A 16643-nucleotide genomic window follows, 5' to 3' on the forward strand; every position below is an offset into this window, starting at 1 on the left:
CAATTTCATCCAAATTGTCACATATCCGGAACTATCCGCGCGCTCACGCGTTGTTTTGATGTTACAATTCGCGCCTCGTTTTCAGCGACCATGCGGGGACTCATGACTGGTGAAACGCACGGCGTCGGCCAACCGCCAAACGCGGCCGCGCCCTCGAAGTTTTTCTCATCGGATTCTGCAAGAGGCGTCAGCCGGCCTTGTAGGCTCGACCATGAGGTCGAACGACTTCGCGACGGCGTCCGGCCTGCATAACGCGTCGGGCCCGGCCGGGATTTCGCCTTGGGCGTGTTCGGCCCACATCTCGCTATCGCACCACTGAACCGCCGATCCGCGCAACGTCGCGGCGGCTCCAAACGCGCTTGCAGAAAGCCAAGCGTAAAACTCGCGCAAAATACTTTTGTGCAAAATTTGACCGGGGGCCAGAGTGTCGGAAAAGGATTTGCTGATCGCGATCGGGCAAGCGCTCTACGGGGTGTCGTTCTCATCCAACATGGCGCACGACACCCGATACTCGTCGCGCTCGATCCAACGATGGACTTCCGGACAACATCCGGTTCCCCAAGACATGTGGGTGGAGCTGGATCGGATCGCCGAATTCCGGCTCTTTCAGCTTGAAGGCCTGCGCGAGTTGCTGGCGCTCGAATGCGAAGCCGTGCGCGCCGACCGGCTCAAACGAAAAACATCCACGATGCACTGAGGGCGCGCGCGCCTCCCCCCGCTCCCATCCGGGAGCGACGCATGCGCTTGAGGTCGACGTCGGCTGCAAGCGGGGCAGGCAGGAGAGGCGTCGGCCGCCCCGCCCTCACTGCATCGGCTGCGGATCGGGCATGTCGCGCACGTTCATGATGCGACCGCCGCCAAGGTCGATGTCGCCGGGCTTCATGTCTCCAACGCACTCGCCGGCGTATTTCGCGCTGATCGTGGTCTGCTGGCTCGTGACGCCCTTCGGCGCGGCCGCCTGAACGCCGCGGGTGGCGTTCGATCCGCCCATCTGGACGTCGGACTTCATCGTGTAGGCGCTGTTGAAGTCGCCGGTGACGATGGTGCGCGACGTGGTCGTCATGTCGCCGACCCGGCAGTCGCTCTCCAGGATGATCGCGTCGCCGTCTTTCTTCTGCTCCTGGCGCGAGCACATCTGGCTCGCCATGCCGCCGAACTTGTTGTTCAGCATCTTGTCGGTGTCGGCGTCGAGGCACATGCGGATGACCTGCGGGGGCATCGCGGCGGTGTCGACCTGGATCGACATCTCCCACTGGCCGGGCTTGCGCGGCGGCAGGTCGAAGCCGGCCGAAAAGGCGGGCGTCGCGGCCGCAGCGAGGGCGGCGATCAGGACCGTGCGGAACATGGGCGTTTTCCTTGAAGGTCTTCTGTTTGCGCCCTCAAGATCACGTGAGGACGGCGCCCGCAAGACCTTATCGGTCTCTTAGGCGGTCGCCCTTCGGACGATCTCGGCGATCTTCTCGCGCACGCCCGCTTCGCCGTCCGCCGGTTTCTTCGTCCGCTTGAACGGAGCGCTGGTCGTGTGGGCTATCGCGCTCAGCCTTCCTCGACGGATCCACGGACGAGCGCCGCGATCCCCTCGCGATAGGTCGGGTAGCCGAGCGCGACGTCGAGCTCCCGTCGCAGCCTCGTGTTCGCGACCCGCTTGTTCGACGAGTAGAAGCTGCGCGCCATCGGCGAGAGCTCGGCGGTCTCGAACGGGATGTCGGGGGGCGTGGGCAGCCCCATCGACTCGGCGGCGTAAGCCACCACGTCCTGCGGGGCCGCCGGCTCGTCGTCGGTCACGTTGATCACCGGGCCGACGTCCGGCCGCTCCATTCCCGCCGCGACCGCGGCCGCGATGTCGTCGACATGGATGCGGTTGAACACCTGCCCGGGCTTCACGAGCCTCCGCGCGGTTCCGGCGCGCAGGTTCTCGACCGCGCTGCGGCCCGGGCCGTAGATGCCGGCGAGTCGGAAGATCTGCGCCGAAACGCCCTTGCGCCGGCCGAAGGCCAGCCAGTCGGACTCGGCCTCGACGCGGCGCAGTCCGCGCTCGTTCTCGGGCGCGGGGGGCGTGTCCTCCGAGACCCATCCGCCGCCCGCGTCGCCATAGACGCCGATGGTCGAGAGATAGCCGATCCATTCGAGAGTCTCGGCCGCCTCCAGCGCTGAACCTGCGCCGCGCAGCGTCGGGTCGCCGGCCTCTCCGGGCGCGGCCGAGACCAGCACATGGGTCGCCGTCGCGATCGCGGCGGCGAGCGCCGGAGACGTCTGCGTCCCGTCGAACACATGCGCCATGAGCCCGTCGGCGACGAGCGCCGCCGCGCCGTCGGCGGAGCGGCTCGTGGCGTCGATCGTCGCGAAGCGGGAGCCGAACAGCCCGACGAAGCGCCGCGCCGAATATCCGCAGCCGAAGATCACCAGGCGCCGTGCGTTCGCTTCCGTCATGCCGCCTCGAGGCTCAAGCCGCGGCTCCACTCGCGCCGCGCCGCCTCGTCGGTCTCGTGCGGCAGCCTCGTCTCGGCAAGGCGCGCAAGCGTCGCAGGCGCAAGCCGCGACAGCGCCCAGACCGCGGCCCCGCGCACCAGCGGCGAAGCGTCGTCGACGAGCGCCTCGGCGGCTTCGGCGGCCTCCGCCGTTCCTGCGTTGCCGAGCGCGATCGCGACATTGCGGATGAATCGGTCGCGGCCGATGCGCTTCACCGCCGACTTCGAGAACAGTTTTCGGAACGCCGCGTCGTCGAGCTTGGCGAGTTCCGCAAGCTCCGGGGCCTTGAGCGCGTCGCGGGCGGAGAGCCGCATCTCATGGGCGGCGCTTGCGAACTTGTTCCAGGGGCAGGCCGCCAGGCAATCGTCGCAGCCATAGATCCGGTTGCCGATCGCCGCGCGGAACTCCTCGGGAATCGGGTCCGCGAGCTCGATCGTGAGGTAGGAGACGCAGCGCCGCGCGTCGAGCCGGTACGGAGCCGGGAAGGCGTTGGTCGGGCAGGCGTCGAGGCAGGCCCGGCAGGAGCCGCAGAGGTCCTGCGCGGCGGCGTCGGGCGGCAGCTCCGCGGTCGTGAATATCGCGCCGAGGAACAGCCACGACCCGAACTCGCGCGAGACGAGATTGGTGTGCTTGCCCTGCCAGCCGAGCCCGGCGGCGGCGGCCAGCGGCTTCTCCATCACGGGCGCAGTGTCGACGAACACCTTTGCGGGCGCGCCGATCGAGGCGAAGGCGCCCGCCACCTGCTTCAGCCGGCCCTTGATGACCTCGTGATAGTCGTCGCCCTGCGCATAGACCGAGATCGCCGCACGCTCGGGCCGTTCGAGGATTTTTCGGGGGTCGTCATCGGGCCCGTAGTTGAGCGCGAGCATCACGACCGAGCGGGCCTCGGGCCAGAGCGCCGCGGGATCGCCGCGCCAAGCAGCGCGCTCGGCGAGCCACGCCATCGTTCCGTGGTGGCCGTCGTCGAGCGCCTGCGCGAGCCGCCCGGCGGCCTGCGGGATCGCGTCCGGCGTCGTCACCGCGACCGCGTCGAAGCCGAGCGCCTTCGCCCGGCGGGCGATCTCGGCCTTGAGCGCGGCGGCGTCCATCGCAGGCTTGGGTCGGCTCCTAGCCGACCTTCTCGGCGACGCGCGCCTTGCCGAACTGGCCGGTGCGACGGAAGCGCCAGAGATAGCTCGGCACGATCGCCGACGCAGAGGCCGGCTCGATCCCGAGGCCGGCGAGCGTGCGGCCGGCGTCGCGCGCGTCCTCGGAGACGACGTTGTCGGTCTCGAGCATCGCCACCTGGTCGACGGTGAGCGGCGCGTTCGGAAGCAGCTGCAGAATCTTGGCCTGAGCCTTGGCGAGTCCGAACGGCAGGTTGACCAGCAGGCGGTCCCGATTGGTCTCGTCGAGCACATATTCGAGGATCTGGCGGAAGGTCATGACGTCGGGGCCGCCGAGCTCGTAGACGCCGCCCTTGGTCTTTCCGGAGACCGCGAGCGCGACCGCGCGGGCGACGTCGCCGACGAAGACCGGCTGGAACCGCGTCTTGCCGCCGCCGATCAGCGGCAGCGCCGGCGACATGCGCGCCATCGCCGCGAACTTGTTGAAGAACTGGTCCTCGGGGCCGAACACGATCGAGGGGCGCAGGATCGTCGCGTCGGGATAGACGGCCTGCGCCGCCTCCTCGCCCGCAGCCTTGGTCTTGCCGTAGAGCGCCTTGCTCTGCCGGTCCGCGCCGATCGCCGACATCTGGACGAAGCGGGTCGCGCCGGCGGCCTTGGCGGCCTCGGCGACGATTCGCGGGCCTTCCGCCTGCACGGCCTCGAAGCGCTGCTTGCCGCTCTCCGCGAGAATGCCGACGAGGTTGACGACGACGTCGGACCCCTTGGCCGCCTGCGCCACCGATGCGGGGAAGCGCAGATTGGCCTGGGTCGCGACGATCTGTCCGACGCCGCCGAGCGGCTGGAGATGGCCGGCGAGATCGGGCCGGCGCACGGCGACGCGCACCCGCCAGCCGTCGCGCGCCAATGCGCGCACGACGTGGCGTCCGATGAAGCCGGAGCCGCCAAACACGGTCACCAGCTTGTCGCCCACCGGGCGGGGGCTGTCGGTAGCCATGGCGTGGTTTCTCCTGCCTTTCGCGGTCGCGAAACGGAGAGGTAAGCCACCGGCCGCGACAGGTAAAGCGAGCCAAGACGACGACACGCCATTGACGGCCGCCCAAGCGCTGCTTTATGACCCGCCTCAGGCCCAGGTGGCGGAACTGGTAGACGCGCACGGTTCAGGTCCGTGTGGGTAACACCGTGGAGGTTCGAGTCCTCTCCTGGGCACCATCTTTCCCGAAGTCCGGTCGGACGGAACGGGGTCCGCGCGCTAGTGGGGGAAGCGGCAGAACGCGCCGACAGCGCGCGCCTGGCCGCTGGCCCATCCACTGTCACGAGACCCCATGACGATCCGCCTCCATCGCGGCGACCTTCCCGACGGCTACGAGCCCGGCGCCGCGGTCGCGATCGACACCGAGACGCTCGGCCTCAACCCGAATCGCGATCGTCTCTGCCTCGTGCAGATCTCGACCGGAGACGGTTCGGCCGACCTCGTCCAGATCGCGCCCGGCCAGGGCCGCGCCCCCAATCTCGAAAAAGTGCTGCGCGACCGATCGGTCCAGAAGCTGTTCCACTTCGCGCGCTTCGACGTCGCCGCGCTCTACAAGGCCTTCGGCGTCATGACCGAGCCGGTCTACTGCACCAAGATCGCCTCGCGCCTCACCCGCACCTACACCGACCGTCACGGGCTCAAGGACATCTGCCGCGAGCTTCTCGGCGTCGAGATCTCGAAGCAGCAGCAGTCCTCCGACTGGGGCTCGGACCAATTGAGCGACGCGCAACTCGCTTATGCGGCCAGCGACGTCTTGTATCTGCACGCCCTGAGGGACAAGTTTGACGCGCTGCTGGCGCGCGAGGGCCGCTCGGCCTTCGCGGACGCCTGCTTCGCCTTCGTGCCGGTGCGCTCCGCCCTCGACCTCGCGGGCTGGGAGCACGATGATATCTTCGCCCACAGCTGACGGCGGGTCCCACGACGCCGTGCTTTCGCGAAACCAAGACGTTGGGACGCCTGGGAGGGCGCCGATGAGACTGACGCTTGCCGCTTTCGCCGCGCTGCTCGTCGCCGGCCCCGCCCTCGCCCAGCAGCCGCCGCAGAGCGGTTCGGTGACGAGCGCGTTTTCGGGCTTCTCCGCGAAGTCCAACGAGCCCGTCAACGTCGAGTCCGACAATCTCGAGGTGAAGGACCAGGAGCAGGCGGCCGTGTTCACCGGCAGCGTCGTGCTCACCCAGGGCGCCTCGATCGTGAAGGCGCGCAAGCTCACCATCTTCTATTACAAGAAGGGCGAAGGTCCGAAGACGGCCCAGAAGGGTCCGCAGCAGGGCGAGACCGCCGGAGCCAAGGCCGCGCCCGAAGCCGGCCGCGACATCCGCCGCATGGAGGCCGAGGGCGACGTCGTCGTCACCCAGCGCAACCAGCGGGCCACCGGCGCGCGCGGCACCTTCGACGTCGAGTCGAACAAGGTCGAGCTTTCGGGCGGCGTCGTGGTCAGCCAGGACGACAACGTCATCCGCGGCGAACGGCTTCGGGTCGACCTGACCACGCAGGTCTCGCGCCTCGAGGGCGGCGGCGGCTCCGGCCGCGTGCAGGGCGTGTTCAAGCCGCGCCAGTGACGGGGCCTTTCGGGCCTTCGAGGAGATCATGATCGTGAGGGGCATTCCGATCGGCTTCGCCGGCGCGGTCCGCGCGCCGGAAGGCGGCGGCTCGGCGAACGGCCGCGACCACCATCACCACGAGCACGCCGACTTCGCCCTCTCGCATGCGCGCGACGACGGCGCGCTGGTGGCGCGCAACCTCGCCAAGAGCTACGGCGCACGGCAGGTGGTCGAGGACGTCAGCCTGTCGGTCAAGCGCGGCGAGGCCGTCGGCCTGCTCGGGCCGAACGGCGCCGGCAAGACCACCGTGTTCTACATGATCACCGGCCTCGTCCCGGCCGATCGCGGCCGCATCGAGCTTGCGGGCGAGGACGTGACGCGCCTGCCGATGCACAAGCGCGCGCGGCTGGGCGTCGGCTACCTGCCGCAGGAAGCCTCGATTTTCCGGGGCCTCACCGTCGAGGACAACATCAAGGCGGTGCTGGAGGTGGTCGAGCCCGACCGCAAGAAGCGAGCCCACGACCTCGAGGCGCTGCTCGAGGAGTTCGGCATCGCGCGGCTTCGCAAGTCGCCCGCCATCGCGCTCTCGGGCGGCGAGCGGCGGCGCTGCGAGATCGCGCGGGCGCTCGCAAGCCGTCCGGCGTTCATGCTTCTGGACGAGCCCTTCGCGGGCATCGACCCGATCGCGGTCGGCGACATCCAGTCGCTCGTTCGGCATCTGACCGACCGCGGCATCGGCGTTCTGATCACCGACCACAACGTGCGCGAGACGCTCGGCCTCATCGACCGGGCCTACATCATCCACGCCGGCGGCGTGCTGATGGAGGGCGAACCCGACGACGTCGTGTCCCATCCCGACGTCAGGCGGCTTTACCTCGGCGAGGAATTCCGGCTTTAACAGACGCCGGACCGTTTCTTATGCAAGAATCGGCCCAATGGTCCCCGCCCGCCCCCCGGCGGTCGCGGGTCCGCCGCGTTCGCCGGAGTTCTCGCCGCCCATGGCCTGCGCACGATGGCCCTGACCCCGAAGCTCGTCCTTCGCCAGTCGCAGTCGCTGGTGATGACGCCGCAGCTGATGCAGGCCATCAAGCTGCTGCAGCTGTCGAGCCTCGACCTCGCCGCCTATGTCGACAAGGAGCTCGAGCAGAACCCGCTGCTCGAACGCCACGAGCAGGCCCCTGAGGCTCCCGTGCGCGGCGAGGAGGCCCCTGAGCCCGCCGCCTGGGAAGACCCTGCGCCGGGCTCCCGCGCGGAGATCGAGTCGCGGCTCGGCACCGATTTCGGAAACGTATTTCCCGACGACGCCCCGCAGGCGGCCGAGCGCGCGCCCGCGGCCGAACGGCCCGAACCCGGCGACTGGTCGGGCATGGGCGCGGGAAGCGCGTCTGCGGGCGAAGGCGCGGACCTCGAAGCCTATGTGGCGGAGCGGCCGACGCTCGGCGACCATCTCGAGCGCCAGCTCATGCTCGCGGTCGGCGACCCGACCGACCGGGCGATCGGCCAGCACCTCGTCGACCTGATCGACGCCGCCGGCTATCTGCGCGAGCCGCTGGACGACATCGCGGAGCGCCTCGGCGCCCCGCTCGACCGCGTCGAGCGGGTTCTCGGCGTGATCCAGACCTTCGAGCCGACCGGGATCGGCGCCCGGTCTCTGTCCGAATGCCTCGCGATCCAGCTGCGCGAGCTGAATCGCTTCGATCCCGCGATGCAGGCGCTGGTCGACAATCTCGAACTCGTCGCGCGGCGGGATCTTGCGAGCCTTCGCAAGCTCTGCGGCGTCGACGCCGAGGATCTCGCCGACATGCTCGACGAGATCCGCCGCCTCGATCCCAAGCCCGGCCACGCCTTCGGCTCCGAGGTGGTGCAGGCGGTCGCGCCGGACGTGACGGTGCGCGCCGCGCCCGACGGCTCCTGGATCGTCGAGCTCGTCGCCGACAGCCTGCCGCGCGTGCTCGTGAACCAGACCTACTACGCCAAGGTCGCGCGCTCGGCGAAGAGCGACACCGAGAAGACCTTCCTCACCGAGTGCCTCCAGACCGCCAACTGGCTGACCCGCAGCCTCGAGCAGCGGGCGCGCACGATCCTGAAGGTCGCCACCGAAATCGTGCGCCAGCAGGACGGGTTCCTCGCCTATGGCGTGGCGCATCTGAAGCCGCTGAACCTGCGGATGATCGCCGACGCGATCGGCATGCACGAATCGACGGTCTCGCGCGTGACCGCCAACAAATACGTCGCGACGCCCCGCGGCGTGTTCGAGCTCAAATACTTTTTCACGGCCGCGATCGCATCGGCCGACGGCGGCGACGCCCACTCGGCGGAGGCCGTGCGCCACCGCATCCGCGCGATGATCGACGCCGAGAGCCCCGACGACATCCTGTCCGACGACACCATCGTGAAGCGCCTCCACGACAGCGGCGTCGAGATCGCCCGCCGCACCGTCGCCAAATACCGCGAGGGCCTGCGAATCCCCTCCTCGGTGCAGCGCCGGCGGGAGAAGCAATCGGCCCATCGGCCGGCCTGAGGGGCGGGGGCGGGACCGCCCGCCCGACCCCGTTCCGTTGACTTCGGATACGCGCGACCCTACCACTCACCTCAATCCCTTCGAGGAACCGCGCCCCCCGATCCGTCGCGCGGCCGGTCTTTCCGAAACCAACTGCGGAGCGGACTTCATGGGCTTGCGCGTATCCGGCAAGAACCTCGACATCGGCGAAGCGCTTCGCGGACAGGTCGACGACCGGATCTCGGACGCCATGGCCAAATATTTCGGCGGCGGCTTTTCCGGACATGTCACCGTGTCGAAGGACGGCGCGGGCTTCCGCACCGAATGCTCGATCCATCTCGACAGCGGCATCGTGCTTCAGGCGGCGGGCGCGGCGGGCGACGCCTACGCCAGCTTCGATCAGGCGGCCGTGCGCATCGAGACCCGTCTCAAGCGTTACAAGAACAAGCTTCGCGACCATCATCACGGCGAAGGCGACGGCGACCCGCTGGCCTATTCGGTCATCGAGACGCCCGGCGACGACGAGGTCGAGGAGCCGGGCGGCTGGAGCCCGGCGATCGTGGCGGAGTCGACCAAGCCGCTGCGCACGATGACTGTGGGTTTCGCGGTGATGGAGCTCGACCTGACCGGGGCTCCCGTGGTGGTGTTCCGCCACGCGAGCCACGGCCGCGTGAACATCGTGTACAGGCGTTCGGACGGAAATGTCGGCTGGATAGACCCGCCCTCGCAGAGCGGCCAGAACGGCCACTGAGAACGAAACGCAGGGCCTTCGGGCCCTGACTTCGTACCAACGGCCGTTCGCCCCTCGGCGCGCGCTCACGAAGGTCTGAAAGACTGATGCCTCTCAGCGATCTGGTGGCTCCGAACGCCATTCTGCCGGCGCTCAAGGTCAATTCGAAGAAGCAGGCGATCCAGGAGCTCGCGGCCCGCGCCGCCGAGCTCACGGGCCTCGCCGAGCGCGACGTGTTCGACACGCTGCTGCAGCGTGAGCGGCTCGGCTCCACGGGCGTGGGCTCGGGGATCGCGATCCCGCACGGCAAGATGCCGAAGTTCGACCACCTGTTCGGATTGTTCGCGCGGCTCGACCGGCCGATCGATTTCGACGCGCTCGACGGCGAGCCGGTGGATCTCGTGTTCCTGCTGCTCGCGCCGGAAACGGCGGGCGCGGACCACCTCAAGGCGCTCGCGCGCGTCGCGCGCGTACTGCGCGATCCCCTGACGGCGCAGAAGCTGCGGACCTCGAGAGATGCGAGCGCGCTCTACGCGGTGCTCGCGCAACAGGCCGCGTCGACCGCGGCCTGACGCCGACGCCTCAAATTTCGGCGCCCAGGTTCAGGCACCCAAGCCGCGTGCAGGACGCGGCCCGGGACGTGTCCTTCAGTGGACGCTGACGGTGACGAGTTCGTGCTCGCGCGCGCTCTCGATCAGGGCCTCGCGGGTGTCCGCCACCACGATCGGGGAGCCGTCGGCGCCGAGCAGCGCGTAGAGCTCTAGCCCGGGCTCAAGCTCCGGCGCCTGCGGAAACAGGGCGTTGAGCTCATCCGACAGGATCGGCTTCACATAAGCGATGTGACCGTCGCCGATCGCCGCGAACTCGGCGGCGCTGAGGATCCGCCGCGTCGCACCTTCCAGATTTTCGCGCACCATGACTTACTCCTTCTCCGCCAGACGGCGGCTGTCGTCCCGCGCCTTTATTGCGATACGCCGAACCGACGACTTCGGTTCCGGCCGGACGAGATCGACGACCAGCAGGCCCATCGCAAGATCCGCGCCGAGAACCTCCATGCCCTCCGCGAGCACGAAGGCGCGCGTGAACTGGCGCGCCGCGATGCCGCGATGGAGGAAGATCCGGTCGTCGGATTGCTCGGCCTGCGGCCGGCCGCGGATGACGAGCTCGTTCTTTTCGAGCGTGACCTCGATCTGGTCGGGGGCGAACCCCGCGACCGCGAGCGTGATCCTGAGGCGTTCGGGCTCCCCGTCGACCGGCGCGAGCCGCTCGATGTTGTAGGGGGGATAGCCGTCGGCGCTCTTGGCCACGCGGTCGAGCGCACGCTCGAGGCCGTCGAAGCCCAGCAGGAACGGGCTCTGCAAACTTGTCAGACGCGACATCGTTCAAAGTCCTCGCCTTGAAGCGACTTTGACGGAGCCTCGTAAACAAAGCGCTCCGCTTGGGAGGCCGGACTCTCCGGCCGAGGCTTAAGATGGTCTGCGCCCACGCGTCCTTCAAGCGACACGGCGCATGGCAGTTGAGCGCTTGCGCCTTGCCAAATGGGCAAGCTTTGACTAGAAGGCGCACCGAACCGGCGGGCCAGCCGACAGCCGGGCTCGTTCACGACATTTCGAACAGGCGGAACGCGGGCCGCGCGCGATGCGCGGCGACGTTTCCGGGACGAAGACCGATGAAGATCCGCAACTCGCTGAAGTCGCTGCGCAACCGTCACCGCGACAACCGCATCGTGCGCCGCAAGGGCCGCGTCTACATCATCAACAAGACGCAGAAGCGCTACAAGGCCCGCCAGGGCTGAGCCGCGCGGGCCCCGGCCCACGTTCTGCAAGCCTGACCTGACGTCGCCGCCGGCGCTCCCCGCTCCGGCGGTTTTGTCATGCGCGCATTTGATCTCGGCGACCGCGGCGCTAAGCTCGCGTCCATGATCCGCGCCGTCTCCGCCGCCCTCGCGCTTCTCATGGCCTCCGCCGCCGCGGCGCAGACGCCGCCTGCGCCGCCGTCCGCCGACGTGACCGGCCCCTCCGCACCGGCGAAGTCGCTCGAGGATCCGGACACCCGCCGCAAGGCCGCCGACGATCTCCTTGGCCGCCTCGCCAAGACCGAGGACGCAACGTCGGCCAAACGCATCGCCGCCGCCGTGCAGGCGCTGTGGCTGCGCTCGGGCAGCGACACGGTCGACCTTCTGACGTCACGCGCGGGCGAAGCCCAGCGCGCCCAGAAGCTCGACGTCGCGATCAAGCTGATGGACGAGGTCGTGAGCCTGAGGCCCGATTTCGTCGAGGGCTGGAACCGGCGCGCGACGCTGCGCTACGTCGCCAAGGACTACGACGAGGCGATGGCCGACATCCACGAGGTGCTGATCCGCGAACCGCGCCATTTCGGCGCCTGGATCGGGCTCGGCCGCATCCTGTCAGACGCCGGCTTCGACGCAAAGGCGCTCGCGGCCTACCGCAAGGCGCTGGAGATCTACCCGGCGGTCGAGAACCTCAAGAAGCAGGTCGACGAGCTCGCGCTGAAGGTCGAAGGCCAGCCCATTTGATCCGCCTGGCCCTCGGCGCCTTCGCCGTGGCGGGACTGGTGCTCGGCGTCGCGGCGCTGGCCTCCGCCGCGCAGAAGCCCGCGGCTGCGCCCACGCGGACCGGCGGCGCCTATGTCGAGGTCCGCGGCGGCCGGCTCCACGTGGTGACGCTCGGGCCGCAGGGGAGCGGACCGCCGATTCTTCTGCTTCACGGCGCGAGCGGAAACCTGCGCGACATGGAGCTTTCGATCGGCCGGCGGCTCGCCCGCCGCCATCGGGTGATTCTCGTCGACCGCCCCGGCCATGGCGGCAGCGACAGGCTGGGCGGCCGCGCCATGGCCTCGCCCGCGCTTCAGGCCGACGCGATCGTCGAGGCGCTCGACCGTCTCGGCGTGGCGCGCGTGGTGGCGGTCGGCCATTCCTGGTCCGGCGCGCTCGCCACAAATCTCGCGCTCGATCATCCGACCCGCGTGGCGGGCCTCGTGACGCTGTCCGGCGCGACCCACCCCTATCCGGGCGGCGCCGCCTGGTACAACGAGATCGTGGCGACGCCGCTGATCGGCGACCTGTTCAACGCGACGCTCGTCGGGCCGGTCGGCCGCGGCAAGTTCGCCGAGGGCGTCGCCTCGACGTTCCGCCCCAAGACCCCGCCGCCCCGCTACATCGAGCGGACCGACGCGATGCTCCTGCTGCGCCCGGCCGAGTTCAAGGCGAACGCCGAGGATCTCGTCGACCTGAAGGCGTACTTGAAGCGCCAGGCCCCGCGCTACGGCGAGATCCGGGTTCCGACCACGATCGTCACGGCCGACAAGGACGACATCGTCTCGCCGGAGCTCCACTCGCGGGCCCTGCACCACCAGGTCCGCGGCTCGCGGCTCGTGGTTCTGAAGGACGCCGGCCACATGCCGCACTGGACCGCGACCGCCCGCGTCGTCGTCGAGATCGAGGCGGTGGCCCGGAAGGCGCGCTGAACGGCGCCCTCCCCAGCGCGCCCCGGCCGCGCTAAGACGCCGATCTTCGCGCGAAGCCCTCGCGCGCCGCCGGACGCGACGCCTTGAACCCCACTTTCGTCACCGTCGCCGCCGTCGCGGTCTTCGCCGCGACCTATCTCGTGATGGCGATCGGCCGCGCCCCGGGCCTGCGGATGGACCGGGCGGGCGCGGCTCTCGCCGGCGCGGCCTTCATGGCCGCGCTCGGCGTCCTCGACGCCGACGAGATCTTCGCGGCGATCGACCACCACACCATCGCGCTGCTGCTCGGCATGATGATCGTGGCGGCCAATCTCAAGCTCGCCGGCGCCTTCGACCTCGCGGGCGAGGCGCTGGCGCGGCGGGCCGCGCGGCCGTTGCCGCTGCTCGTCGCCGTCACGGTCTCGACCGGCGTCCTGTCGGCCTTTCTCGTCAACGACACGATCTGCCTCGTGATGACGCCGCTCGTCGTCACGCTCGCGCTGAAGCTCAGGCGGGATCCGGTTCCCTACGCGATCGCCGTCGCGACCGCCTCCAACGTCGGCAGCGTCGCGACGATCACGGGCAATCCGCAGAACATGATCATCGGCTCGCTGTCGAAGATCCCTTACGTCGACTTCGCCGCGACGCTCGCCCCCGTGGCTGCGATCGGCCTCGCGCTGGTGGTCGCCTTCGTGGCGCTCGCGTTCCGGCGCGAATTCTTCGGAAGCGCAGACACCCTCCCCTCCCCTTTGCGGGGAGGGGTTGGGGGTGGGGCTGGCTCCAGAAAAGGCTCCGTGGCTGACGTCGCTCTAAGCGCAAGCTTGGAGCTTCATTCTGGACCACCCTCACCCTCACCCTCCCCGCAAGGGGGAGGTGCTGGAAGCGTCCCGCTTGGCCGCAGACGCGCCCGCGTCCACAAGCCGCTCGTCGCAAAGACGCTCATCGTCACGGCCGCCATGATCGCGGCCTTCTTCGCGGGCGCGCCGGTCGCGGGCGCGGCGATCGTCGGCGCGGGCGTTCTCCTCGTCACGCGGCGCCTGAAGCCCGCGCGGATCTGGCGCGAGATCGACTTCCCGCTGCTCGTGATGTTCTGCGGCCTGTTCGTCGTCACCGCGGCGCTCCGCAAGATCGCGATGACGCCCGACGTCCTCGCCGTCGTCGACGGGCTTCCACTGGACGCCCCGGCGCCGCTCACGCTCGTCTCGGCCGCGCTGTCCAACATCGTCAGCAACGTGCCGGCGGTGCTGGTGCTCCAGCCGATCGTGGAGCGGCTCACCGACCCTGAGCGCGCCTGGCTCGTCGTCGCGATGTCGTCGACGCTCGCCGGCAACCTCACGCTGGTCGGGTCGGTCGCGAACCTGATCGTGGCCGAGCGCGCGCGGGCGCTCGGCGTCCATGTGGGGTTCTGGCCCTACCTCAAGGTCGGCGCGCCGCTCACCCTCGCCACGCTCGCGGTCGGCCTCGCCTTCGTCTGAGCCGCAGGGCTCACCGCGCGGCCATGGAGGCAACGGGATCCGGCCCGAAGAGCGACGCGCTCCCGGCCATGAGGTCGGGCGCGTAGGAGTCGGGCTCAGCCATCGCGCCGATCGACTCGACCGGCCCCTTGTCGTTCGAGCGGATCTTCACCTCGTCGACCCGGAACTCGCTGCCGGGCACGTTGCGGAACGACGCCAGGACGATCGACCCGGACGAATAGGTCGCGTCCTCGAAGGCGCAGACCTGCACGTCGTTCATGAAGACCCTGTGGCTGGAGCCGTTGGTCACGACCTTCAGCAGGTTGACCTTGTTGACGTTGACCTTGGCCTTGCGGATGCACACCGACGCGCCGGAGCCGCCGGTCCCGTCGAACTTGAAGTCGACCATCTTGGCGACGATCAGCTGGCCGGGCTTGTCCTCCGGATCGGTGGTGCAGGCGCCGGCGTCGTTGGTCGGGCATTTGTTGTAGGAGACGAAGTAGCCCGAGATGGCGTTGGTCGCGCGGTTGACCTTCGCCTTGAAGAACAGGCCGCTGCTCGCGAACCGGTCGACCTGCGGGTCGACGCGTCGCATGGCGGCCTCGACCGTGAACGAGCCGCTGCAGTTGGCGACCTCGGTCGCGGCCGCGCCCGGACCGGTGATGTCGAGCATGTAGGAGCCGCGCCGCACCTTCCAGTCCTGCAGCACGGGCGCCCAGTCGCCGGCGTCGTCGGCGCGCTCGAACAGCCATTCGCGCTTCGTGTTGGGCTTGCCACGCAGCCAGTCGCGCGCGCCCAGAACGTCGATCCGCGGCAGTTGCGGCGAGATCCCGATCGCGGCGCCGCCGCCCTGGTCGCGCTGGTGCAGCGTCTTGCCGCTGCATTCGAGCGCCGAGACGATGTCGTCGACGCTCGCCTCCGGCTGGGCGTCGCGCATCAGCGCGAAGGCGCCTGCGACATGGGGCGCCGCCATCGAGGTGCCGCTCAGCACCGCGAAGGCCTTCGGCGGGACCGCGGCCTCGATCTGGTCGCCCGGCGCCAGCAGCTTGACCAGCGGAGAATGATTGGAGGTGAACGCGATCACGTCCTTCTTGGTCGAGCTCCCGACCGCGATCGCGCTCGAGATGCAGGCCGGGAAGCCGATCCTGCCGGTCAGGCCGCCATTGCCGGACGAGATCACGGTGGCGATGCCGGCGCTGCGCAGATTGTCGATCGCGGTCTTGAGCGCGGGGCTCACGGCGTCGCAGCTCGCGGCGTGGGCGCCGTCGCTGACGCTCATGTTGACGACGTCGATGGTGAAGCGGTTGCGCAGCCTGAAGACGCGCTCCAGCGCCTTGATCTGGTCGGTCGTGTAGCTCGAGATGCAGGGGCTCGGGCCGCCGCCGCAGTCGGTGAAGCGGGAGAACATCTGGATCGGAATGAGGCTCGCGCCGCGCGCGACCCCGTCGAAGCGCGAACCGTCGCCGACCGCGATCGACGCCACATGGGTGCCGTGCTCGCAGCCGTCCGGCACGCTCGTGCAGGCGCGGCCCGAATTCTCGCCGGTGTCCTCAGGGTCGCCGCCGGGGCAGATCGAGGTCGCGGTCTCGGCCGGCTCGTTGGTTGAGTAGCAGGCCTGCGAGACGATCTTGCCCTCGAGCATCGGGTGCTTCAGCGCCACGCCGGTGTCGAGCACCGCGACCGTGCGCCCGAGCGCGTCGATGAACTTCTCGAACAGGTCGGTGGTGTGGATAATCTTGGTGCTGTCCTTCAGCGCCGGCGGAACGGGCCGGTCGTGCTGGACGCTGGCGACCTCCGGATCGGCGAGCAGGCGCTCCAGCTGGGCGGGCGTCGCCCAGGTCGAGAGATAGGGGATGTGATCGAAGCGCACGGCGCCGGCCGACGCCGCGGCCCCGAGCGCTCGGCCTGAGACGCGGTCCTGCGTCTCGCGGAGCCGCTTGCGCTGCGTCGCGATCTCGGGCTCGGACATCGCCGCCTCGAAGCGCATCGGCGTCCGGAGCCCGACGATCACCCGCACGAGGCCCTTGCGCCGCGCAAGCGACGTCAGCGCCTCCGCCGGCCCTCCGGACGACATCGCGCCGGGCGCGCCCGGAAACACCGCGGGCGGGCGTTCCTCGGCGGCGGCGGCCCCCGAAATCGCCATGGCGAAGACGAGCGAAGACGCGACGCCCGCCGCGCGCACGAATTGATCGATCGACATCTTTTTCGACAGCCCCCACTGCTTGGCCCAAGCAGTATCACCGGACGCGGAGAAGCTCGAACACGCCTTTGGGAGCGGTTTTCGGCGGCCCTACGGCCGGGCCCGCGCGATTGCGGCGCGTGCGGCGCCGAATGCCGCTGGACAG

Annotated in this window: 18 protein-coding genes and 1 tRNA gene; 12 read left to right on the top strand and 7 right to left on the bottom strand. The window is 69.5% G+C overall.

Annotated elements, in window-relative coordinates:
* The first annotated feature begins 439 nt into the window (after positions 1 to 439).
* Complete coding sequence (locus ACFOWB_RS03995; protein ID WP_261401224.1) at positions 440 to 697, top strand: hypothetical protein; 258 nt, start codon at positions 440 to 442, stop codon at positions 695 to 697.
* A 105-nt stretch (positions 698 to 802) separates the two neighbouring features.
* Here the strand turns inward: ACFOWB_RS03995 and ACFOWB_RS04000 are convergent, their stop codons facing one another.
* The 4 genes from ACFOWB_RS04000 to ACFOWB_RS04015 form a co-directional block, all read right to left on the bottom strand.
* Positions 803 to 1345 carry a DUF3617 domain-containing protein gene (locus ACFOWB_RS04000; protein ID WP_261401223.1) on the bottom strand — a complete coding sequence of 181 codons (543 nt, stop codon included), beginning with the start codon at positions 1343 to 1345 and terminating at the stop codon, positions 803 to 805.
* A gap of 191 nt (positions 1346 to 1536) precedes the next feature.
* Positions 1537 to 2430 carry an SDR family oxidoreductase gene (locus tag ACFOWB_RS04005; protein ID WP_261401222.1) on the bottom strand — a complete coding sequence of 298 codons (894 nt, stop codon included), beginning with the start codon at positions 2428 to 2430 and terminating at the stop codon, positions 1537 to 1539.
* Positions 2427 to 3557: a tRNA epoxyqueuosine(34) reductase QueG gene (gene queG / locus ACFOWB_RS04010; protein ID WP_378145798.1), complete on the bottom strand. Its 1131-nt coding sequence runs from the start codon at positions 3555 to 3557 to the stop codon at positions 2427 to 2429. Before queG ends, ACFOWB_RS04005 begins: the two co-directional genes overlap by 4 nt.
* A gap of 19 nt (positions 3558 to 3576) precedes the next feature.
* Positions 3577 to 4572 carry a complex I NDUFA9 subunit family protein gene (locus ACFOWB_RS04015; protein ID WP_378145800.1) on the bottom strand — a complete coding sequence of 332 codons (996 nt, stop codon included), beginning with the start codon at positions 4570 to 4572 and terminating at the stop codon, positions 3577 to 3579.
* A 130-nt stretch (positions 4573 to 4702) separates the two neighbouring features.
* On the opposite strand from ACFOWB_RS04015, the gene ACFOWB_RS04020 reads away from it, so the two are divergent.
* The 7 genes from ACFOWB_RS04020 to ptsN all read left to right on the top strand — a co-directional run bounded on the left by ACFOWB_RS04020 (position 4703) and on the right by ptsN (position 9951).
* Positions 4703 to 4787 (top strand) — tRNA-Leu (locus tag ACFOWB_RS04020).
* A 113-nt stretch (positions 4788 to 4900) separates the two neighbouring features.
* Complete coding sequence (locus ACFOWB_RS04025) at positions 4901 to 5515, top strand: ribonuclease D (protein WP_261401221.1); 615 nt, start codon at positions 4901 to 4903, stop codon at positions 5513 to 5515.
* Between the two features lie 64 nt (positions 5516 to 5579).
* Positions 5580 to 6167, top strand: coding sequence for an LptA/OstA family protein (locus ACFOWB_RS04030; protein WP_261401220.1), 588 nt, complete (start codon positions 5580 to 5582; stop codon positions 6165 to 6167).
* 28 nt (positions 6168 to 6195) lie between these two features.
* A complete protein-coding gene (lptB, locus tag ACFOWB_RS04035; RefSeq protein WP_378145803.1) occupies positions 6196 to 7047 on the top strand; it encodes an LPS export ABC transporter ATP-binding protein in 852 nt (283 codons plus the stop codon).
* Between the two features lie 114 nt (positions 7048 to 7161).
* Positions 7162 to 8670: an RNA polymerase factor sigma-54 gene (gene rpoN / locus ACFOWB_RS04040; RefSeq protein WP_261401218.1), complete on the top strand. Its 1509-nt coding sequence runs from the start codon at positions 7162 to 7164 to the stop codon at positions 8668 to 8670.
* A gap of 148 nt (positions 8671 to 8818) precedes the next feature.
* Positions 8819 to 9400: a ribosome hibernation-promoting factor, HPF/YfiA family gene (hpf, locus tag ACFOWB_RS04045; RefSeq protein ID WP_378145806.1), complete on the top strand. Its 582-nt coding sequence runs from the start codon at positions 8819 to 8821 to the stop codon at positions 9398 to 9400.
* Between the two features lie 86 nt (positions 9401 to 9486).
* On the top strand, positions 9487 to 9951 hold the full coding sequence (ptsN, locus tag ACFOWB_RS04050) for a PTS IIA-like nitrogen regulatory protein PtsN (RefSeq protein ID WP_261401216.1): 465 nt from the start codon (positions 9487 to 9489) through the stop codon (positions 9949 to 9951).
* A gap of 75 nt (positions 9952 to 10026) precedes the next feature.
* Here ptsN and ACFOWB_RS04055 read toward each other — a convergent pair whose 3' ends face one another.
* Together ACFOWB_RS04055 and ACFOWB_RS04060 are read right to left on the bottom strand one after the other, a co-directional pair.
* Positions 10027 to 10296, bottom strand: coding sequence for a BQ00720 family protein (locus ACFOWB_RS04055; RefSeq protein ID WP_261401215.1), 270 nt, complete (start codon positions 10294 to 10296; stop codon positions 10027 to 10029).
* Between the two features lie 3 nt (positions 10297 to 10299).
* Complete coding sequence (locus ACFOWB_RS04060; RefSeq protein ID WP_261401214.1) at positions 10300 to 10758, bottom strand: Hsp20 family protein; 459 nt, start codon at positions 10756 to 10758, stop codon at positions 10300 to 10302.
* A gap of 290 nt (positions 10759 to 11048) precedes the next feature.
* On the opposite strand from ACFOWB_RS04060, the gene ykgO reads away from it, so the two are divergent.
* The 4 genes from ykgO (at position 11049) to ACFOWB_RS04080 (ending at position 14319) form a co-directional block, all read left to right on the top strand.
* Positions 11049 to 11174 (top strand): type B 50S ribosomal protein L36, encoded by a 126-nt coding sequence (gene ykgO / locus ACFOWB_RS04065; RefSeq protein ID WP_020186918.1) that lies wholly within the window; start codon positions 11049 to 11051, stop codon positions 11172 to 11174.
* 78 nt (positions 11175 to 11252) lie between these two features.
* Positions 11253 to 11915: a tetratricopeptide repeat protein gene (locus ACFOWB_RS04070; RefSeq protein ID WP_378145810.1), complete on the top strand. Its 663-nt coding sequence runs from the start codon at positions 11253 to 11255 to the stop codon at positions 11913 to 11915.
* Positions 11912 to 12865, top strand: coding sequence for an alpha/beta fold hydrolase (locus ACFOWB_RS04075; protein WP_378145812.1), 954 nt, complete (start codon positions 11912 to 11914; stop codon positions 12863 to 12865). Before ACFOWB_RS04070 ends, ACFOWB_RS04075 begins: the two co-directional genes overlap by 4 nt.
* Positions 12866 to 12948: 83 nt before the next feature.
* Positions 12949 to 14319, top strand: a complete 1371-nt coding sequence (locus ACFOWB_RS04080; RefSeq protein ID WP_378145814.1) for an anion transporter — start codon at positions 12949 to 12951, stop codon at positions 14317 to 14319.
* Positions 14320 to 14329: 10 nt separating this feature from the next.
* On the opposite strand, the gene ACFOWB_RS04085 is transcribed toward ACFOWB_RS04080, so the two are convergent.
* On the bottom strand, positions 14330 to 16498 hold the full coding sequence (locus ACFOWB_RS04085) for a S8 family peptidase (RefSeq protein ID WP_378145816.1): 2169 nt from the start codon (positions 16496 to 16498) through the stop codon (positions 14330 to 14332).
* Between the last annotated feature and the right edge of the window lie 145 nt (positions 16499 to 16643).

Source organism: Chenggangzhangella methanolivorans (assembly GCF_042648545.1).
Taxonomy (GTDB): Bacteria; Pseudomonadota; Alphaproteobacteria; order Rhizobiales; family Methylopilaceae; genus Methylopila; species Methylopila methanolivorans.